We start from the raw sequence: 18,516 nt of genomic DNA on the forward strand, positions 1-18,516 counted from the left end.
AGGAGATGGAAGAATGAACTCGGCATTGATTGAAAGAACGTATCATATAGATGGACATCACTTTTATACAAGGCATCGTCAAGGAAAAAAGCAAGCCACTATTATTTTTGAAGCAGGATATGGTATTTCAGGCGATACGTGGGCGAATATCGCTCGTGATATTGACGCAGAGCTTGGTGTTTTCTTATATGACCGTTTAGGCAATGGAAAAAGCAGTGAAAGCAAAGAAGGAAGAACTTTACATGATCTTGCGGATGATTTAGATACACTCTTACATCAAGCCAATATTCAGCCGCCATTCCTCATTGTGGCGCACTCATTTGGCTCTCTTGTCAGCCGCTTATGGGCAAGCCGCAGAAAAGAAGATGTTATCGGTATGGTCCTTCTAGACCCAGCAAGTGAGGAGCAAGAGCAGGTCATTCTGCCGCTCTTATCAAAGGAAGAACGCACTTCATATATGACGCAGTTCACAGCAGAATGTACACATGAGGACTTTGAGCAAATGCTGCGTACGATCAAAGAGGAGCAAACGCATTATGGGATGATGCCCCTTCTTGTCATTTCATCAGGCAAAAGCCGCTTGTTTCATCCAGCACATGAAGCTTGGCTCAGGCTTCATAAACGACTGCTCACATTGTCATCCCAAAGCGGATGGATTCAGGCGCAGAACAGCTCACACTATATTCATCACGATGAACCACATATTGTGCAGCTTGCGATTTATGATGTATGGTGTGCAGCAAAACAGCCTGTCTCTTATTATCAAACAGCCAACTAAAAACAAAAACTCCTTGACCGGACATCAGTCAAGGAGTTTTTTCATTATACCGTTGGTGCTGATTGACTTTTCTCAGACAGCAACTTTTCAATGCTGACAAGCTGAACGCATAACGTAAAGATGTCAATCGCCTGCTCTAGTTCTTCAAGTGTTGGGAACGTTGGCGCAATACGGATGTTACGATCAAGCGGATCGTTTCCATAAGGATATGTCGCCCCTGCACCTGTTAGTGTCACACCGGCTTCTTTCGCTTTTTGCACAACAGCTTTTGCACAATGATCGAGTGTATTTAAGCTGATAAAATATCCGCCATTTGGTTTGTGCCACTCAGCGATGCCTGTTCCACCAAGCTTTTCATCAAGGATCGAAAGAACGAGGTCAAATTTCGGCTTAATAATCGCTGCATGCTTTTTCATATGTTCCTTCAATCCTTCTGGATTCTTGAAGAAACGAAGGTGTCTTAATTGATTGATTTTATCTGGCCCAATGGTTTGAACTGATAGCTGTTTTTGAATAAAGCTGACGTTGTCCTGACTAGATGCCATTAGTGCAACACCTGAGCCTGGGAACGTAATTTTAGAAGTAGAGGCGAACATAAACACACGGTTTGCATGTCCTGCTTTGTCTACTGCTTGAAAAATATCTTTTAACGTATCAGGCGTATCTGTTAGATGGTGGACTGCATAGGCATCATCCCAAAAAATACGGAAGTCGTCTGCTTTTGTCTGCATAGAAGCAAGACGGTCAACAACCTCATCTGAATACGTAATGCCGTCAGGGTTACTATATTTCGGTACACACCAAATCCCTTTGATGGCTTCATCTTCTGCAACCAATTTTTCCACCTGATCCATGTCAGGTCCATCCGACTTCATATCTACCGTAATCATCTCTATGTTAAAATGCTCACAAATGGCAAAATGACGATCATATCCTGGGCTTGGTGCAAGGAATTTTACCTTTGGAAGCTCTCCCCAAGGTGTTTTGCTGCCATATACGCCGTGAGTCATAGCACGTGCAATTGTGTCATGCATCATATTCAGACTAGAATTACCGCCAATGATGATTTGTTCTGGCTTCAGATTGAGCACACTTGCAAAAAATTTCTTTGTTTCAGGAAGGCCTGTCAAGCCGCCATAGTTTCGCACATCTGTACCATCCTCAGCTGTCATTGCATCCTTTGATGTCACGACATCGAGCATGCCCATAGATAAATCGAGCTGTTTTGGTGAAGGTTTCCCTCTAGACATGTCTAAGTGTAAGTTTTTACTTTTGTACGTTTCATATTCTTTTTGTCGTGCTGCATATAGGTCATTTAATTCTGCTTCACTTAACGCTGTAAAACCGCTCATCTTTGATTGTGCCTCCCGTATTCTTCATAGTGTAATTCGTCATTTGTTTTTTCTTCACCATTTTACCACTACCTGAAAAAGAGCGTCATCATAAATATCAAAAAAATCACACAACTTTTTTTGACGATTCATCCAATTTTTACAGGGTACGGTCAATAGGAAAAGAAAAGAAATCATGTGCAGCTTCAGTCAGCGGGAATATATCGCGGGCTTCTTTGAGTAATTGTTTCAGTGACTCTTCCCCTTGGTACCGTGCACTAATATGGGTCAAAATCAGTCTTTTTGCGCCTGCTTCCTGCGCTGTTTTTGCTGCCTGTTCTGTCGTACTGTGATAATAATTATAGGCTAGTTCTGCATCTTCTTTCCCAAATGTTGCTTCATGGACTAACACATCCGCATTCTTGGCAAGCCTTGTTATATTCTCGCACAAACGGGTATCTCCTGAAAATGCAACGATTCTCCCTTTTTTAGGGGGTTCCAAATAATCGGTTCCATCAATCATTCTTCCATCTTCGAGTGTAACGGTTTCCCCATTTTTCAACTTCTGATACAAAGGTCCAGGTTTTACACCGATTTTTTTTAGGTCTTCGGCTTTTAGTGCACCAGGTACATCTTTTTCCACGACCCGATAACCGAAAGCTGGGATCCCATGAGACACTCGTCTTGCTTCTACTTGAAAGGTCTCATCTTCAAAAACGATCCCTTCCTCTATTTCTATGATATGCAGCGGATAAGTCAAATGCGTTTGTGTCGCTGAAAGTGCCGCGTTTACAAAAGCTTTAATGCCGCTTGGACCATATATCGTCAATTCATCCTCTCCGCCTTGAAAGGACCTGCTGCCAAGCAGACCCGGGAGACCATATACATGATCACCGTGCATATGCGTGATAAAGATCTTCTCAATTTTTCTTGGTTTAATCGTTGTATGTAATATTTGATGCTGCGTCGCTTCTCCGCAATCAAAAAGCCACACGGCTTTTCTCTCTTCTAAAAGCTTCAGCGCAGTGCAAGTGACGTTTCTTGTTTTTGCAGGAATGCCTGCACCTGTTCCTAAAAAGAGCAGTTCCATTACGATTTCCTCCTACAGCCGGTATACAATCTCTTCATTCATATAGAATACATGAAGACAGGATAAATGTGAATTCAGCGGAATTTTTGAAAAAAGTCAAACTCGGGCAGAAAAAGTCGAATCAAATGTTTGCTTTACGAACAATGAACCTTTAAAATAAAGAAAATGTACATACATTCTCGGTTTTTACAACAATGCTACGAATAAAGTGAGGTACTTTTCGTGAATACAGAAACTAACTATCCAAAAGCAGTCATTGTCATCTTTGGCGCAACAGGAGACCTTGCAAAACGCAAGCTCTACCCTTCTATACATAGACTTTATCATAGCGGAAAGCTTGGAGATCAATTCGCTGTTGTAGGTGTTGGACGTCGTCCTTGGTCTCATGAAGACCTAAGAGCTGTGGTAAAAGAATCGGTCTCTTCTGATGATGCAGAAGCAAAAGCAGAGGAATTTATTTCTCATTTCTATTACCATGACTTTGATGTCTCAAGCCCTGCTTCCTATCAAGCACTGAACACACTTCTTTCTGGTCTTGAAGATACATACAGTATCCCAAATAACCGGATGTTCTATTTAGCGATGGCACCGGAATTCTTCGGAACCATTGCGAAGTTTTTAAAAAGTGAAGGCGTATCAGAAACGACTGGATGGTCTCGACTTGTCATTGAAAAACCGTTTGGTCATGACCTCCCTAGTGCCAAAACATTAAATGAAGAGATCCGAGATGCATTTACAGAGGATCAAATTTATCGTATTGACCACTACCTCGGTAAACAGATGGTGCAAAACATTGAGGTGATTCGTTTTGCGAATGCGATCTTTGAACCGCTTTGGACAAACCGCTATATTTCAAACATTCAAATCACATCGAGTGAATCATTAGGTGTCGAAGACCGTGCGAGATATTACGAGAGTTCTGGTGCACTGAGAGATATGGTACAAAACCATATGCTTCAAATGGTTGCACTACTAGCCATGGAGCCACCGATTAAGCTCAATACAGAGGAAATCCGTAGCGAAAAACGGAAAGCATTGCGTGCGCTTCGTCCATTCTCGAAAGATGAAGTGGATCAATTCTTTGTCCGCGGACAGTATGATGCAGGAACGATTGATGGCAATATGGTTCCTTCCTATCTTGAAGAGCAAAATGTGGACCCAAACTCCAACACAGAAACATTCGTTGCAGGAAAACTTCTCATCGATAACTTTAGATGGGCCGGGGTACCATTTTACATTCGTACAGGAAAACGTCTAGAAAAGAAATCCACTCAAATCGTGGTGCAATTTAAAGACATTCCGATGAACCTGTACTACGGAAACGGGAATTCCATGCATCCAAACTTACTGGTGATTCACATTCAGCCAGACGAAGGCATCACCCTTCACCTGAATGCTCGCAAGCTTGATGGCGGAACGTATGCTAAACCAATTAAGCTTGACTATCAAACAAATTACAACGACATCATGAATACACCAGAAGCGTATGAAAAGCTAATTCATGACTGTTTGCTAGGTGACGCAACAAACTTTGCCCACTGGGATGAAGTAGCACTGTCTTGGAACTTTGTTGATCCAATTTCAGAAAAATGGGCTGAAACCAAAACGTTAAAACCAAATTATCCTGCTGGTTCTATGGGACCAAAAGAAGCAGATCAGCTTCTTGAAAAAGATGGATATCACTGGTGGAATATATAAAATCAACAAAAAAAGAGCAGTCTCCCGATTGAGGGGGTTCTGCTCTTTTTTTAAAGTCGTGTTTTCGTAATTTCAACCGTTGAAAAATCAAATTTATCATAGCGATGATGGCTAAAGGAATATTCAAACGGACGGCCTGTGTTTAAATAAGCCACCTGCTCCACTTCTAGCACCGGATCCGTAGGGTCACAGCCTAAATATTGCTGATCAAGCTGATCTGATTTAGCCGCTCTAATTTTTTTGTGCGCTCCTGCTACTTTTAATTGCAGTGTGTTTGTAATGTAGCTATAGATGGAACCCAATAAAACCTCTTCATCTATTCCTTTAATGACATTGACAGGCATAAAGGTTTTTTCTAATACATATGGCTCTTCTTCTACCAAACGGAGCCGAATAATGTCATAGACAGGTGTGCTTGAGTCAATGGATAAATGAGCTGCCACCTCTTCACTTGGAAAATGCACATCAAAGCGAATGATTTGGCTCGTCACGTTTTTATCTGCCATCACTTTCGTGAACCCTTTATTTTCATGACCTGATACGTTGATCGCACCTTGATTTAGCGCTGCCTTCACAATAAATGTGCCATGACCTCTTTTTCTAAAGAGCAGACCTTCCGCCACTAAAAGATCAAGCGCACGCTTCATCGTCATTCTGCTGCATTTAAATTCAGCGGCAAGCGAGTTTTCATCTGGAATGGGTTGATCTTCTGGATAATATGCTGTTCCTATTCTTTTTCTAATTTCTTCTGAAATGAGTTCGTACTTTGTCATCTCACACCACCAACTGACTTGTTTTTTCATATCCTATTATAGCGCTTTCTAGCCTTCCTCTCATTCTACACTAAGCCTAGTGCGCTTAAAAGGTTCGAGCCACTTTCATTTCAATCCTTTCATCTTTACATAAGAAAAATACTTGCCCTTTTCAAGGAAAGAGCAAGTATCTTGATTAGAAACCATTATTCTCTGAAACCGATTGAAACCAGTAGCCACTTTTTTTGATGGTACGTTTCCCGTCTTCCTCAAGGTTCACTGAGACAAATCCATAGCGATTTTTATAGGCATTCGACCATGACCAATTATCCATAAACGTCCACAGGTGATAGCCTTTTACATGACTTCCTTCTTGAATGGCTTGATGCACCCATTTAAGATGCTCAGAAATAAAATCAATGCGGTAATCGTCATGAATCATTCCTTCTTCATCCTGAAACCGCTCTTCTCCTTCGACACCCATTCCATTTTCAGAAATAAAGCATTCAATATTCCCATAGTCTGTCTGGACTTTTTTCAATATATCGTAAATACCCTTTTCATAGATTTCCCAGCCGCGGTACACATTCATTTTTCTGCCCGGCATTTCAAAAGAATCGAAATAATGATCTGGCATAAATGGTGCATCAGGGTGAGGCATATGTTCCTTTGCTTTCACTCTTCTTGGCTGATAATAGTTGATGCCGAGAAGGTCGATCGTGTTCTCTTGAATGAGTTCAAGGTCTCCTTCCTCCATAGCCGGCATCAATCCTTCTTTCTTTAACACGTCCACTAGCTTTTCAGGGAAATGTCCTTTCACAGCTGGATCTAGGAAGGACCGGTTAAAGAAGGCGTCAGCCATCTCAGCTGCTTCGACATCCCGTGGATTCTGGCTTCGCGGATACGAAGGAGTAAGGTTGAGGATAATGCCTATTTTCCCATCCTGCTTCATCTCTTTATAAGCCGCAATGGCCTTAGCATTTGATAAAATCTCATGAAATCCAACTTGCACTGCCTTTTGGAAATCAACTTCGTTTGGATAATGGAAGCTATACATATATCCACCCTCTACAGGAACAATCGGCTCGTTATGGGTAAACCATTTTTTCACCCGGTCGCCAAATAGCTGAAAACACAATGTCGCATAGCTGACATAATCGTCTACGACCTGCCTGTTTACCCATCCTCCCCTCTCCTGAAGCGCCATTGGCATATCAAAATGATACAAGTTCACAAACGGTTCAATGTCACTCGCTATCAGTTCATTGATCACATCATTGTAAAAAGCCACAGCTTCTTCATTAACAGCCCCTTTTCCCTCAGGTAAAAGGCGTGACCATGATATAGATAGACGAAACGAGTTGTGCCCAATCTCCTTCATGAGGCGGATATCCTCTTTGTATTTACGATAAAATTGCGAGGTCACACCTGGACCGACGCCCTGAAAAAAACGATTCGGCTCTTTTTCAAACCAGTGATCCCAAATGTTCGGTCCCTTTCCATCTCCTGGATAACTGCCTTCTGTTTGCGTAGCAGAGGCAGAAGATCCCCACCAGAAACCTTCTGGAAATGTATATGATTGACTGTTAGTTTCCATCGACATGTATTGAGTCTCCTTCACCTTTGATGTTTGTTTGTTTCGTTTTTTCTGTCGTGACTATTTTTTCATTTTTCACATTCATACGATCAATAAATTTTAGGAACGGGAACCAAATAACAAACACAATCATTAAATTAAACAGCTGAAGCAGACCGCCCGCTAATGAATTTGTTGCCATGACTCCGCTAATAAAGATCGGTACTGTCCATGGAATATTCACGCCTGTCGGAGGCGGCACAATACCTGCGGCCATCGCAAAATAAGAAATACAAGTAATCACCATTGGCGCCAAAATCCATGGAATGAGAATAAGCGGGTTCATCACAATCGGTAAACCGAAGATAATGGGTTCATTGACGTTAAATAATCCTGGTCCTAAGCCGAGCTTTGCTACTTGTTTCAATTGCTTACTTTTAAGAAAAATTAAAATCGTAAACACAACAGCCAGCGTCATACCGGTTCCACCCATACCCACTGTATAGATTTCGATAAACTGCTTGCTGATGATGTTCGGAACCTCACCTGTTTTTGTGTAGCTTTCTAGATTTTGAATGGACAATGTATTCCAAATCGGGTCCATGACAGAGTTGATAATAATTTGGCCGTGGAGCCCAAAGAACCAAAGAATTTGTATAAAGAAAATAGCGATCAAGGTCGGAATGATACCGCTTCCAAGTCCGACAAGCGGCGCCTGAATCGCATTGTAAATCAAGTCATGCATGTTGGTTTTGAACCCTTGTGTAATGATGATATTGATCAGTAAAAAGGTTGTGAGTGTCAAAGTAGCCGGGATAAGTGCAGCAAAAGACTTAGAAACAGCTGGCGGAACCCCTTGCGGCATATTGATGACAAATTTCTTTTGGACAAAATAGCGATAAATTTCAGCCGACAAAAAGCCTGTGATCATTCCAAGGAACATTCCCTTTGCGCCTAAACGATCGACTGGGATGACGCCTGCAATGGATGCACCGCCCTCTTGTTCTAGTAAAAATGGCGTAAGGAGCAGAAAAGAGGCTAAAGCGATCACACCGCCAAAGACAGCTTCCACATCATAGCTTTTCGATAAATAGTAGCCAATCCCAAATACAACAAACACACTCATAATGCTGATGGTCGCACTAGGTGCAATATTCAGTGCAGACTGAACACCTTCCAGTGCTGTTTGACTCATGATCTTATCTAAAAATGGCAAATTCATTAATACGACCATGATGGAACCAAAAATTGTTAATGGGAACGCAAGCATAAAGGCATCCCTTAATACCCCTAGATAGCGATTGTTGTTCAATCTCCCAGCAATCGGAACCAAAATCGCACTTATTTTATCAAACATTGGTTTCCCCCCTTGTTTACACCCTTTATTGTTTCAATGATTGCAATATCGGTAAAAGCTCTCCCACAAGCTCTTTTATTGTCATGGTTGACATGAAATGATCTTCGGCATGCATGAGCAGCAAGGAGAATGAAATCGTTTCTCCGCTTGCCTCTTGCTGTACCATCTGAAAATGGATATCATGTGCATTCCGCAAGTCATCTTCCGCTTCTTTGAGAAGGTCAGATGCTACTGTTTCATGACCTTCTCTAAATTGTTTAAGAGATTGAAGCAATTTGCTTCGTGCATTTCCGCTGTGTAAGATCAATTGAAAACTGATTTGTTCTTCCGTGAGTCCTTCGAGCGTTTTCTTTTCCATCCTTTAAGATTCCCCCATCAATGAAACCGCTTGTTCATACGCTTTTTGTCCATCTGCTAGCCCATACGCCTGCATATCGATGACCTCTACTTCAATCCCATATTTTTGAGCTTCTTTTTGAAGATCACCTTTTAAAAAGCTCATTTGCGGTCCAATTAATACAACATCGGCATGTGCCATTTCTTTTTTCGCTTGGTCTTGTCCGACTGCCCAAATCTCTGCTTCCTCCCCTATAGACTCAGCATGTGCCTTCATCTTTGTGACTAGTAAACTCGTAGACATACCTGAACTGCATGCTAATAAAATACGTTTCATTTCTCTCACCCCATTGTTGTAATAAAAGCGCTTCCAGTTAATATTATATATTTTTATTTTTAAATGTCTAGACATTTAATTTTATATGTATGTATTTTATTTTATAAATGACCGCATTAATACTCACATCAAGCTTTCAGAACAAAAGAGATCTCATCCAGATATGAACGAGACCCCTTTTCTTTTAAAAAATACTCTCCGAATGAACCATAAAGTAGCTTCTTCTTCAGAAGACAGTCTTTGAGAACTTTGTTAAAATAAGTGCTAATGACTTAGCTCATTCAAAAATCCAATTTTTCATCCCATAAATCATGAGAAGTAACTGCCCAGAGATGGAAACAGATTCTATTCCCACTCAATTTGATGGATAGGTAAACGTCTTTTGCTGCTACTTTTCGAGTCTATTCATATCTTTGCAATCAAAAGGAGTGGATATCATGGCAGTCACTCATTTGTGTGAAGCCTGTAAAAGAAACGAGATTGATGTTGTAAAAACTTCTGATGAACCAGCTCAGCCTTATCGTTTATGCAATGATTGTCACAGGCGGCTCTTAACCTATTCTTTACGGCCAATTGAATGGTATCACTTAGCGATCATCCACTCTCCAAAGAAATTTTTATTGCACGATGATTTTTATGAAGAAGACGGAGAGGCTTGTCAGCCAGAAGAAGATGTATTGGTCACAGCAGAAGAGAAAATACCCACATTACAAGCGGTTCAACACGATTTGGAGTCTTTATTAGATTTCTCAATCACAAGATGGTTTCTTCAATACGATGTCATCAAAGCCCTGAAAAAACACGATACACAAAAAATTTTGATGTCTGTAAAATCTAGATTTTATGGAACGGAAAATCATGAAGTTAAATCAAGAATGCTGGAGATCGCAGCTGATGTTTTAGGTACTGCAGCTTCGGATTGGGTAAGAGAGCTTTGGGAGAATGATGCCGATAAATTTTTTCATCCGCTTTCTTGGGCAGCAGCCAGTAGTTTACCAGCCGAGGAAGGAATGAGACGTATTTTTGATCAATTGAAATGTGTAAGTGAAAAGGAATTGCCAATGACGGCTCTCTCCAGCCTATATCGTTTCCGTTCACATCACATACTTGATTGGATGGAGTCTCATTGCTCCTCTTTTAACGACAGTTGGGGCAGGTTGGCATCAGCATGCTTTCCAACATGGCTCAGAATGAAATCATGGCTAAACAAAGGAAGACCTTTCAGTTTAATTGCACTCGATACAATGGCGAACTGTCTAGCAGTTAAAAACGATCCATTTATCGGGGAGTTATCTCCTAAAATACTTCGTACAGATATAAATGAAATAGAACCTATTTTATATGATTATCTTCAAAAAGATGGTGTTCCTCGTGTCAAAACGAAAGTAGGCATCATCGTGAAGAACAAAGAAGCCATATTTGAATAAGTCGTATAAACGGATAAAAGCGTGTGAATGTTTATACACACGCTTTTCACTAGTCTTCACATGCACATACTAGATCATAATTTGGTGTTGTGTTATCCTCTGGGCCCAGCCCGTGATCATCACGATTATCCTTTTCCTGCTTGGAATCCAGGGTACTTGGTCATACCGCCGTCTACATATAACGTCAACCCTGTCACATAGCTCGCCTCTTTTGATGCAAGCCAGACAGCACATGCTGCCACTTCTTCCGGTTTTCCGATATAACCAATCGGTATCAGCTCAATGACGCCCTTTTTCAATGCTGGATCATCAAATTTTTCGGCATTGATCGGGGTATCAATTGCGCCTGGTGCAATGCTGTTTACGCGAATTTTTTTAGGGGCATATTCTAGTGCCAGCGTTTCCGTCAAAAGCTTGGCGCCTCCTTTACTTGCTGCATAATGGACAAAATGAGGCCACGGAATTTGCTGATGGACCGACGACATGTTAATAATCGATCCTTCTATCCCGTGTTCCGTCATATACTTCAGTGCATCACGGCAGCCTAAAAACATGCCTGTTAAATTGGTGGACATCACTTTGTTCCAGTTATCTAGCGTCATTTCAGTTGAAGGAACTTCATTTTCAATTCCTGCATTATTGATCATGACATCAAGACTGCCATATGTATCGACAGCTTGATCAATCATCGCCTTCATATCCTCTTCTTTTGATACATCCCCTTGAATTTTGACAGCCTGTCCGCCACTTTTTTGAATCTCAGCAATCGTGTCGTCCGGGTTTTCTTTATCTGAGAAATAATTGATCACTACATTGGCTTTTTCTTGTCCAAACCGGCGCGCCATCGCCTGACCTATCCCTGTACCTGCTCCTGTGATGAGAACTGTTTTTCCTTCCAAATCTGGATACATTCGCTTAAACCTCCTATTTTGTAAAACCTAGCAACACACCGCCTGCGATAATCATCAAGCAGCCTGCAATGACAAAGCTTGTTTTAGATGCTTTCTCTTTTAATAAATAAATACCGCCTAAAGTCGAGATGACAATTCCTGTTTGAGACATGGAAAAACTTACTGCTACGCCAATGAGTGGAATCGCCAAAAGAAGCCCTAGATTTCCTGTCGACCACACAAGACCAGCAATGATATTTCTGAACGTATATTTGCTAAACGGGTCTTGCTTTAGACTAATCGCTAACGATGAAAGCAGCATGCCGACAGATTGTGGAACGAGCGCAGACCAGCCATCTATATGAAACCATCTTAAAATGACGACATATCCGACGTAGCCTACGGTTGAGATGAGCAAAATGATAATTCCCTTTTTAAAATTGCCGCCTTCGTTTCCGCCACTCTTTTTTTGACCGAGGGATGTCATGACAACGCCAGCAATAATAAATAAAATGGCACAAGAACCAATAAGTATGACCGTCATGGTTTGCCATTCTTTGAAGACAATGACACCAAATAATGTCGTGCTCACAAGCTGCATACCCGTTGATAAAGGAACAGCCTTTGACACCCCTAGAAAGGCGACACTTGAAAGCTGATTCATTTGCCCAATACTCCAAAAGATCCCAGAGATAACGGAAACCGCAAAAATAAGCGGTGTCAGTTCCGGCATTTTGATCAAATAGGCGCCGATTGAAAACAAAAAAGCGCCGAGGGTAATGCCGAGTGTTTGCTGATAGGCATTCCCGCCAAGTTTGACACTGATGAGAACAATACTTCCCCAAAATATCGCTGGGAGAAGTGCATATAAAATGCCCACTTCTATCCCTACTTTCTGTTCTTTTTTACTTAGCATCCCTCTTTTTCGGATTTTTAGCCGAATAGATGTAAACACAAAAAAGACCTTACCAAAGGTAAGGTCACAGCGTGTAGACAAACCCTCGCATTCGGTGTCAGTCCTGCGTGCTGGTGCTCACGAATGTCAAAGTCGCTTCGCTCCAGTACTCGGCCTTCCTAGCCCGCAAAGGTTTTCTATCACGCTAAAAAGAAGACAAAGGGCTAAAATCAAGTTCATTTTAGCCCTTTGTCAACAATCTAAGACCTTACCAAGGTAAGGTCTTTTGAGGTTTTATACTTATTTCATCCATTCAGTATGGAAGACGCCTTCTTTATCTGTGCGCTCATACGTATGTGCGCCGAAGTAGTCACGCTGTGCTTGAATTAAGTTAGCTGGAAGGACAGCTGTACGATAGCTATCAAAGTAAGCTAGTGCACTTGAGAATGAAGGAACAGGAACACCTTGTTCTACTGCAAGTGAAATCACTTTACGAAGTGATGATTGATAGCTTTCTACGATATCCTTGAAGTAAGGATCAAGCAATAGGTTTTTCAATTCAGGGTTACGGTCATATGCTTCTTTGATTTGCTGCAGGAAGGCTGCACGAATGATACATCCACCACGGAAGATCATCGCAATTTCACCGTATTTCAAATCCCAGTTATACTCATCAGACGCTGCTTTCATTTGCGCAAAACCTTGTGCATATGAGCAGATTTTACTCATGAAGAGAGCTTTTCTAACAGCTTCGATTAATGCTTGTTTATCTTCAGCTGATTGAGTTGGCTCAGGCCCTTGAATTAATTGACTTGCTTCCACACGCTCATCTTTCATCGCAGAAATAAAACGAGCGAAAACAGACTCCGTAATGATTGGAAGCGGGACACCTAAATCAAGTGAGCTTTGGCTTGTCCATTTTCCAGTTCCTTTTTGGCCAGCTTTATCTAAGATGACATCTACTAGCGGCTGGTTCGTTTCTTCGTCCACTTTTGTGAAAATGTCAGCTGTGATTTCGATTAAGTAGCTGTCAAGTTCGCCTTTATTCCACTCTGAGAATACTTCATGAAGCTCCCCTGCTGATAAACCAGCGACATGCTTCAAGATAAAGTATGATTCAGAGATCAATTGCATGTCTCCGTACTCGATACCGTTATGAACCATTTTGACATAATGTCCTGCTCCATCTGGACCGATATACGTTGTACAAGGCTCACCATCTACTTTCGCAGAGATGGCTTCTAAAATTGGTTTCACTAGCTCGTGCGCTTCTTTTTGACCGCCAGGCATGATAGAAGGACCTTTAAGTGCGCCTTCTTCACCGCCAGAAACACCTGTACCAATGAAGTGAATACCACTTTCCGCAAGCTCTTGGTTACGTCTTTGTGTATCCTTGTAATATGTATTTCCACCATCAATTAAAATGTCACCTTTCTCTAGGTGAGGAAGTAATGATTGAATGGTTGCATCTGTTGCTGCGCCTGCTTTTACCATTAAAAGAATTTTACGCGGCGTTTCAAGCGATTGAACAAATTCTTCAATGCTGTATGTGCCTACAACGTTTTTCCCTTGTGATTCTTGAAGAAACTCTTCTGTTTTGCTGCTAGATCTGTTATAAACGGACACGGAGAAACCGCGGCTTTCAATATTTAGGGCAAGGTTTTTTCCCATAACGGCTAGTCCAACGACACCGATTTGTTGTTTTGACATAATTCTGACGTCCCTTCTAACACACTATATTGATTACTGCTGAAATGATGTACCCTTTGAAATTACCACAACATCACCTCTTTTATCAAGTTTTCAGGCTAGTCATTTCCTCTTTCGTCCTGAAAAAAGTCTTTATTAAAACTTGTACCACTTGTTTTGCTCTCTTTTTCCTTAATGGTCACTCCTCTTTGGATGAGTGGTTTACCGTATTTTTCTTTCAGTCCGTCTAAAAGAGATTGGAGCGGTTCGTCTTTTGCATCTTCTGTATAAGAGAATAAATCAAGCTGCTTGACGGCTGATTTTCGTTCCACAAGATCGGTCCCCGTCACGCCTAAAAGTCTTACTGGCTGGTCATTCCAATGCTTTAGGAATAGCTGCTTTGCCGCCTCAAATAGATCTTCCTTTCGATCAGTAGGATTCGTGAGTGTGACGCTCCGTGTGATATTTTTCCAGCTTGCATACCGAATCATAATGAGCAGCCGGTTTGCCATCACTTCTTTTCTTCGTAATCTGGCACTCACCGATTGCGACAGTTTCTCTATTAATGAGACGAGTTCATCTGTATCATCAGAATCGTGAGGAAGAGTGGAAGAATTGCCGACAGATTTAAATTCGTATATCCTTTCTGGGTCGACAATGCCGTCATGCTCTCCGTTTGCCTTTTGCTTTAACCTCGGTCCATTGATGCCTAATAACTCTTTTAGCGCATATTCATTCGCTTTCGCTAAATCTTCAATTGTATGAATTCCGATGGTTTTCAGCTTATCTGCCGTTTTCTGTCCAACCCCATGCATGTCACCTGCAGGGAGCGGCCAGAGCATTGTCGGGACATCTCGTTTACGCAAAATGGTAATGCCCATTGGCTTTTTCCAATTAGACGCCATCTTCGCTAGAAATTTATTCGGTGCAATGCCAATACTCGATGGAAGCATGAGCTCTTCTACGAGCCTCGTTTGAATATCATGAGCGGTTTTCACGGCATGCTCAGCATAAGGTGTATCGGTTAAATCAATATAGCCTTCATCAATTGAAACGGGTTCAACTAAGTCACTATATTCTCTTAGTATGGTAAACATTTCTTGTGAGGAGCTGCGGTACCGGTCGAAGTTGGGTGTACGCACAATCAGTCCCGGACATAGCCGCTTCGCTTCCCAGAGTGGCATCGGCGGCTTCACCCCGAGTGCTCTTGCCTCGTAGCTGCAGGTCACAACAATCCCTTTGCGCTCTTTTGCATTTCCGCTAATGGCTAAAGGTTTCCCTCTCAAAGAAGGATCATACGCCATTTCTACCGATGCATAAAAACTATTCATATCAATATGAAAAATGATTCGCCCCTTCTTTTGAGAATCAGCCATTCGCTTGCCTCCTTAGGTGATCTACTTTCCTTCACTTCACCGTGATTTCACCTGTTTGTTCCATTAGACATTTCATATGGTGTATAGTACACTGTGAGTAATGAAATGGATGTGATAATCATGATTATTGATACATTCAATGAAGTCTTTTTCCTTGTTGAATTCTTTACGATTATTCTTCCAGCGCTGACCGCCATCGGTATTGCCTTCTTATTAAAAGACTGCCGAATGAACGAGCACCTCGGAGGACATCGTTTAGAAGAGTTGGATGCATCTTGTTTGAATCGAACAGACTTTCTGTTTATCATATATGATCGCATTACAACTTGGATTAGTAAAGTCATTCGAATGAAAAGATCATCAAATGATGATGAAGACCATTCGCTTCCTCTCTCTTATTAGATTTTATTATTGAGGAGGAAACGAATTGAAACGTTTATTGACAATTTGTACGACTTTATTTTTTATGATGGTAGCGTCACCTGCATTTGCTGCAAGTGCGCAAACAAATACAAGCTCTGATGGGTTTTTCCATCATTATTTTGTTCAGCCTTTTTCTGAGTTGATTATCTGGCTTGCGAACTTTTTCCATGATGACTACGGTTTATCTATTATGTTCGTAACATTGATTGTCCGACTGCTTATTTTCCCGCTTTTTGCAAACCAATTTAAAAAGCAGAGAGTGATGCAAGAGAAAATGGCACTCGTTAAGCCTCAGATTGACCAAATACAAAGCAAATTGAAAAAAACAAAAGAACCTGAAAAACAAAAAGAACTGCAAATGGAAATGATGAAAGTATATAAAGACAACAATGTGAACCCGCTGGCAATGGGCTGTCTGCCGATGCTGATTCAAATCCCAATTGTTCTTGGCTTTTACTCAGCAATCCGCTCAACACCTGAGATCGCAACACATTCGTTCTTATGGTTTAACTTAGGACAAACTGATCTTTTGGTGGCGATCTTTGCAGGGGCCATGTATTTCTTGCAATTTTATGTCACACAAAAATTCGCAAAGCAATCAGGCACCCAAACAGAAGCTGCACTGAAACAAGCAAAAATCATGGGCATGATTTTCCCAGTCATGATGCTGTTTCTATCAATTAATGCTCCCGCTGCTCTTCCTTTATATTGGATGACAAGTGGACTTTTACTCACCATTCAAACGATTATTTTAAATGTGATGTACCAAAAATCAAAAACAAAAGCTGCGGCAAACGATTCAATTAACCCAGCAGCTGAATAAATGATAGCCCCCTTACCCGAACATGATAAGGGGGCTTTATTTGTCTTCTGTAGAGCGCAACAAATAAAAGATGCGTGAGCTCCGGCACGCAAAATGACCCCTTATCCATGGATAAGGGACCTTTGTTTATGCTAATTCCTCTTTCAATCGCTCAGGCAATTGATCAAGATCCTCAATTTTCCCTAGAAACTTATTAGGGTCCACTTGTAAAATCATCTTGTTCTCTCTCTCAACGACGCCGAAGAAATATTCAGATGCTTTTGTGTTCATATGAAATGGCTTGATCTCACTTAGCTCGATATCTATGATATCTTTTGCATCAGAAACAAGGCAGCCAATCATTTGATCGTTTAATTCAAATAGTAGAACCTTAGACTGTTCGGTTACATCCAGAGGTTTTCCGTGCAGCATGACACCTGTGTCACTGACTGGAATGACCTCTCCTCTTAACGACATGAGTCCTTTAATCTCTTTTGGAAGGTTCGATACTTCTTGTAAATAAGGGACCTTCTCAATTGAGCGTATATGTTCTACGCTGATACCAAAATCCTCTTGTCCCACCTGGAAAATAATGATCTTTTGCGTGCTCACAGAGTCTCCTGCCTTTACGATGGATTTGTCGTTTCTTCGATAATGGCGAGAACCATTTCAGCTGTCTTGACTAATTCTTCAATCGGCATTTTCTCATTTTTCGTATGAATATCTTCATATCCAACAGCTAGGTTGACGGTCGGGATGCCGTTTCCAGCAATGACGTTTGCATCACTGCCTCCCCCGCTTGTCTGTAGTTCTGAAGGACGGCCAATTTTCGCAGCCGCTTTTTTCGCCACTTCAACGACTTGATCGCCGTGTGAGAATTTAAAGCCTGGATACATGATGTCAATTTGTACATCGGCACTTCCGCCCATTTCTTTAGCGGTTTTTTCAAAGGCTTCTTTCATTTTCGCTACTTGCGCTTCCATTTTTGCCGGTTCTAAAGAACGTGCCTCTGCCAAAATATCCACTTGATCACAGACAATATTCGTTTGTGTTCCGCCTTCAAAGCGGCCGATATTCGCCGTTGTTTCTTCATCAATACGGCCAAGCGGCATGCTCGCGATCGCTTTTGATGCAATCGTAATCGCAGAGACGCCTTTTTCAGGTGCCACACCTGCGTGAGCTGTTTTTCCGTAAATGGTTGCACGTACTTTCGCCTGTGTTGGCGCAGCCACGATAATAGTACCGACTTTGCCATCTGAATCAAGCGCATAACCATATTTTGCTGTCATCAGTTTCGGATCTAACGCTTTTGCTCCTACAAGTCCTGATTCTTCACCAGCTGTAATGACAAATTCAATCTTGCCATGCGGTACATTTTTCTCTTTTAGGACACGGATCGCTTCAAACATCGCAGCAAGCCCTGTTTTATCGTCAGCACCAAGAATGGTTGTGCCATCTGTCTTGACATAGCCGTCTTCAATGACTGGCTTAACACCATTACCTGGTACAACTGTATCCATATGAGAAGTAAAATAAATCGTATCTGCCTCTTGATTCCCTTCAAGTGTGCAAATAAGATTGCCTGCTCCATGACCGGTTGTCTCTTTTGAATCATCTTCAACTACATTAAGCCCTAAACCAGTAAATTTCTCTTTTAGGACTTCAACAATTTTTTCTTCATGTTTCGTTTCTGAATCGATTTGAACAAGTTCTAAAAATTCGTCTAATAAGCGTTTCTCATTGATCATGATGATGTTCC

At 41.5% G+C, this 18,516-nt stretch carries 18 protein-coding genes; 5 read left to right on the forward strand and 13 right to left on the reverse strand.

Going from position 1 to position 18,516, the window contains the following annotated elements; all coding sequences use genetic code 11:
* The first annotated feature begins 13 nt into the window (after positions 1-13).
* Positions 14-778, forward strand: a complete 765-nt coding sequence (locus MHI58_RS11625) for an alpha/beta fold hydrolase (protein ID WP_045034352.1) — start codon at positions 14-16, stop codon at positions 776-778.
* 44 nt (positions 779-822) lie between these two features.
* On the opposite strand, the gene MHI58_RS11630 is transcribed toward MHI58_RS11625, so the two are convergent.
* Entirely contained in the window at positions 823-2,130 is a 1,308-nt protein-coding gene (locus MHI58_RS11630; RefSeq protein ID WP_039165881.1) for an aminotransferase class I/II-fold pyridoxal phosphate-dependent enzyme, read from the reverse strand.
* Positions 2,131-2,269: 139 nt separating this feature from the next.
* Positions 2,270-3,199: a ribonuclease Z gene (gene rnz, locus MHI58_RS11635; protein WP_047945440.1), complete on the reverse strand. Its 930-nt coding sequence runs from the start codon at positions 3,197-3,199 to the stop codon at positions 2,270-2,272.
* Positions 3,200-3,421: 222 nt separating this feature from the next.
* On the opposite strand from rnz, the gene zwf reads away from it, so the two are divergent.
* Positions 3,422-4,897, forward strand: a complete 1,476-nt coding sequence (gene zwf, locus MHI58_RS11640; RefSeq protein WP_008342269.1) for a glucose-6-phosphate dehydrogenase — start codon at positions 3,422-3,424, stop codon at positions 4,895-4,897.
* A 50-nt stretch (positions 4,898-4,947) separates the two neighbouring features.
* Here the strand turns inward: zwf and MHI58_RS11645 are convergent, their stop codons facing one another.
* From MHI58_RS11645 to MHI58_RS11665, 5 genes are all read right to left on the reverse strand, one after another.
* Positions 4,948-5,670 (reverse strand): GntR family transcriptional regulator, encoded by a 723-nt coding sequence (locus tag MHI58_RS11645; RefSeq protein ID WP_008342268.1) that lies wholly within the window; start codon positions 5,668-5,670, stop codon positions 4,948-4,950.
* 175 nt (positions 5,671-5,845) lie between these two features.
* Complete coding sequence (locus MHI58_RS11650) at positions 5,846-7,252, reverse strand: glycoside hydrolase family 1 protein (RefSeq protein ID WP_056408645.1); 1,407 nt, start codon at positions 7,250-7,252, stop codon at positions 5,846-5,848.
* Complete coding sequence (celB, locus tag MHI58_RS11655) at positions 7,236-8,582, reverse strand: PTS cellobiose transporter subunit IIC (protein ID WP_007501108.1); 1,347 nt, start codon at positions 8,580-8,582, stop codon at positions 7,236-7,238. The genes MHI58_RS11650 and celB overlap by 17 nt, the downstream gene beginning before the upstream one ends.
* 25 nt (positions 8,583-8,607) lie before the next feature.
* Complete coding sequence (locus MHI58_RS11660) at positions 8,608-8,940, reverse strand: PTS lactose/cellobiose transporter subunit IIA (RefSeq protein WP_017357943.1); 333 nt, start codon at positions 8,938-8,940, stop codon at positions 8,608-8,610.
* 3 nt (positions 8,941-8,943) lie between these two features.
* The gene (locus MHI58_RS11665) at positions 8,944-9,255 is read right to left on the reverse strand and encodes a PTS sugar transporter subunit IIB (protein ID WP_017367558.1); all 312 of its coding nucleotides are present in this window, start codon (positions 9,253-9,255) and stop codon (positions 8,944-8,946) included.
* 437 nt (positions 9,256-9,692) lie between these two features.
* Here MHI58_RS11665 and MHI58_RS11670 point away from each other — a divergent pair, with 437 nt between their 5' ends.
* Complete coding sequence (locus tag MHI58_RS11670; protein ID WP_041506985.1) at positions 9,693-10,682, forward strand: hypothetical protein; 990 nt, start codon at positions 9,693-9,695, stop codon at positions 10,680-10,682.
* 125 nt (positions 10,683-10,807) lie between these two features.
* On the opposite strand, the gene MHI58_RS11675 is transcribed toward MHI58_RS11670, so the two are convergent.
* The 4 genes from MHI58_RS11675 to MHI58_RS11690 form a co-directional block, all read right to left on the reverse strand.
* Positions 10,808-11,593, reverse strand: a complete 786-nt coding sequence (locus MHI58_RS11675) for an SDR family oxidoreductase (protein ID WP_008342255.1) — start codon at positions 11,591-11,593, stop codon at positions 10,808-10,810.
* A 13-nt stretch (positions 11,594-11,606) separates the two neighbouring features.
* The gene (locus tag MHI58_RS11680) at positions 11,607-12,452 is read right to left on the reverse strand and encodes a GRP family sugar transporter (protein ID WP_024718904.1); all 846 of its coding nucleotides are present in this window, start codon (positions 12,450-12,452) and stop codon (positions 11,607-11,609) included.
* 315 nt (positions 12,453-12,767) lie between these two features.
* A complete protein-coding gene (gndA, locus tag MHI58_RS11685; RefSeq protein ID WP_025207592.1) occupies positions 12,768-14,177 on the reverse strand; it encodes an NADP-dependent phosphogluconate dehydrogenase in 1,410 nt (469 codons plus the stop codon).
* Positions 14,178-14,275: 98 nt separating this feature from the next.
* Positions 14,276-15,532: a DNA polymerase IV gene (locus tag MHI58_RS11690; protein WP_007501120.1), complete on the reverse strand. Its 1,257-nt coding sequence runs from the start codon at positions 15,530-15,532 to the stop codon at positions 14,276-14,278.
* Positions 15,533-15,652: 120 nt separating this feature from the next.
* On the opposite strand from MHI58_RS11690, the gene MHI58_RS11695 reads away from it, so the two are divergent.
* Positions 15,653-15,934 (forward strand): hypothetical protein, encoded by a 282-nt coding sequence (locus MHI58_RS11695; protein ID WP_008342247.1) that lies wholly within the window; start codon positions 15,653-15,655, stop codon positions 15,932-15,934.
* 64 nt (positions 15,935-15,998) lie between these two features.
* Entirely contained in the window at positions 15,999-16,778 is a 780-nt protein-coding gene (locus MHI58_RS11700) for a membrane protein insertase YidC (RefSeq protein WP_045034397.1), read from the forward strand.
* Between the two features lie 126 nt (positions 16,779-16,904).
* Here MHI58_RS11700 and MHI58_RS11705 read toward each other — a convergent pair whose 3' ends face one another.
* Together MHI58_RS11705 and MHI58_RS11710 are read right to left on the reverse strand one after the other, a co-directional pair.
* Positions 16,905-17,369: a chemotaxis protein CheW gene (locus tag MHI58_RS11705; protein ID WP_008342245.1), complete on the reverse strand. Its 465-nt coding sequence runs from the start codon at positions 17,367-17,369 to the stop codon at positions 16,905-16,907.
* A gap of 14 nt (positions 17,370-17,383) precedes the next feature.
* A complete protein-coding gene (locus MHI58_RS11710) occupies positions 17,384-18,505 on the reverse strand; it encodes a tripeptidase T (RefSeq protein WP_035390776.1) in 1,122 nt (373 codons plus the stop codon).
* Between the last annotated feature and the right edge of the window lie 11 nt (positions 18,506-18,516).

Source organism: Bacillus sp. FSL K6-2869 (assembly GCF_040869405.1).
GTDB lineage: Bacteria > Bacillota > Bacilli > Bacillales > Bacillaceae > Bacillus > Bacillus altitudinis.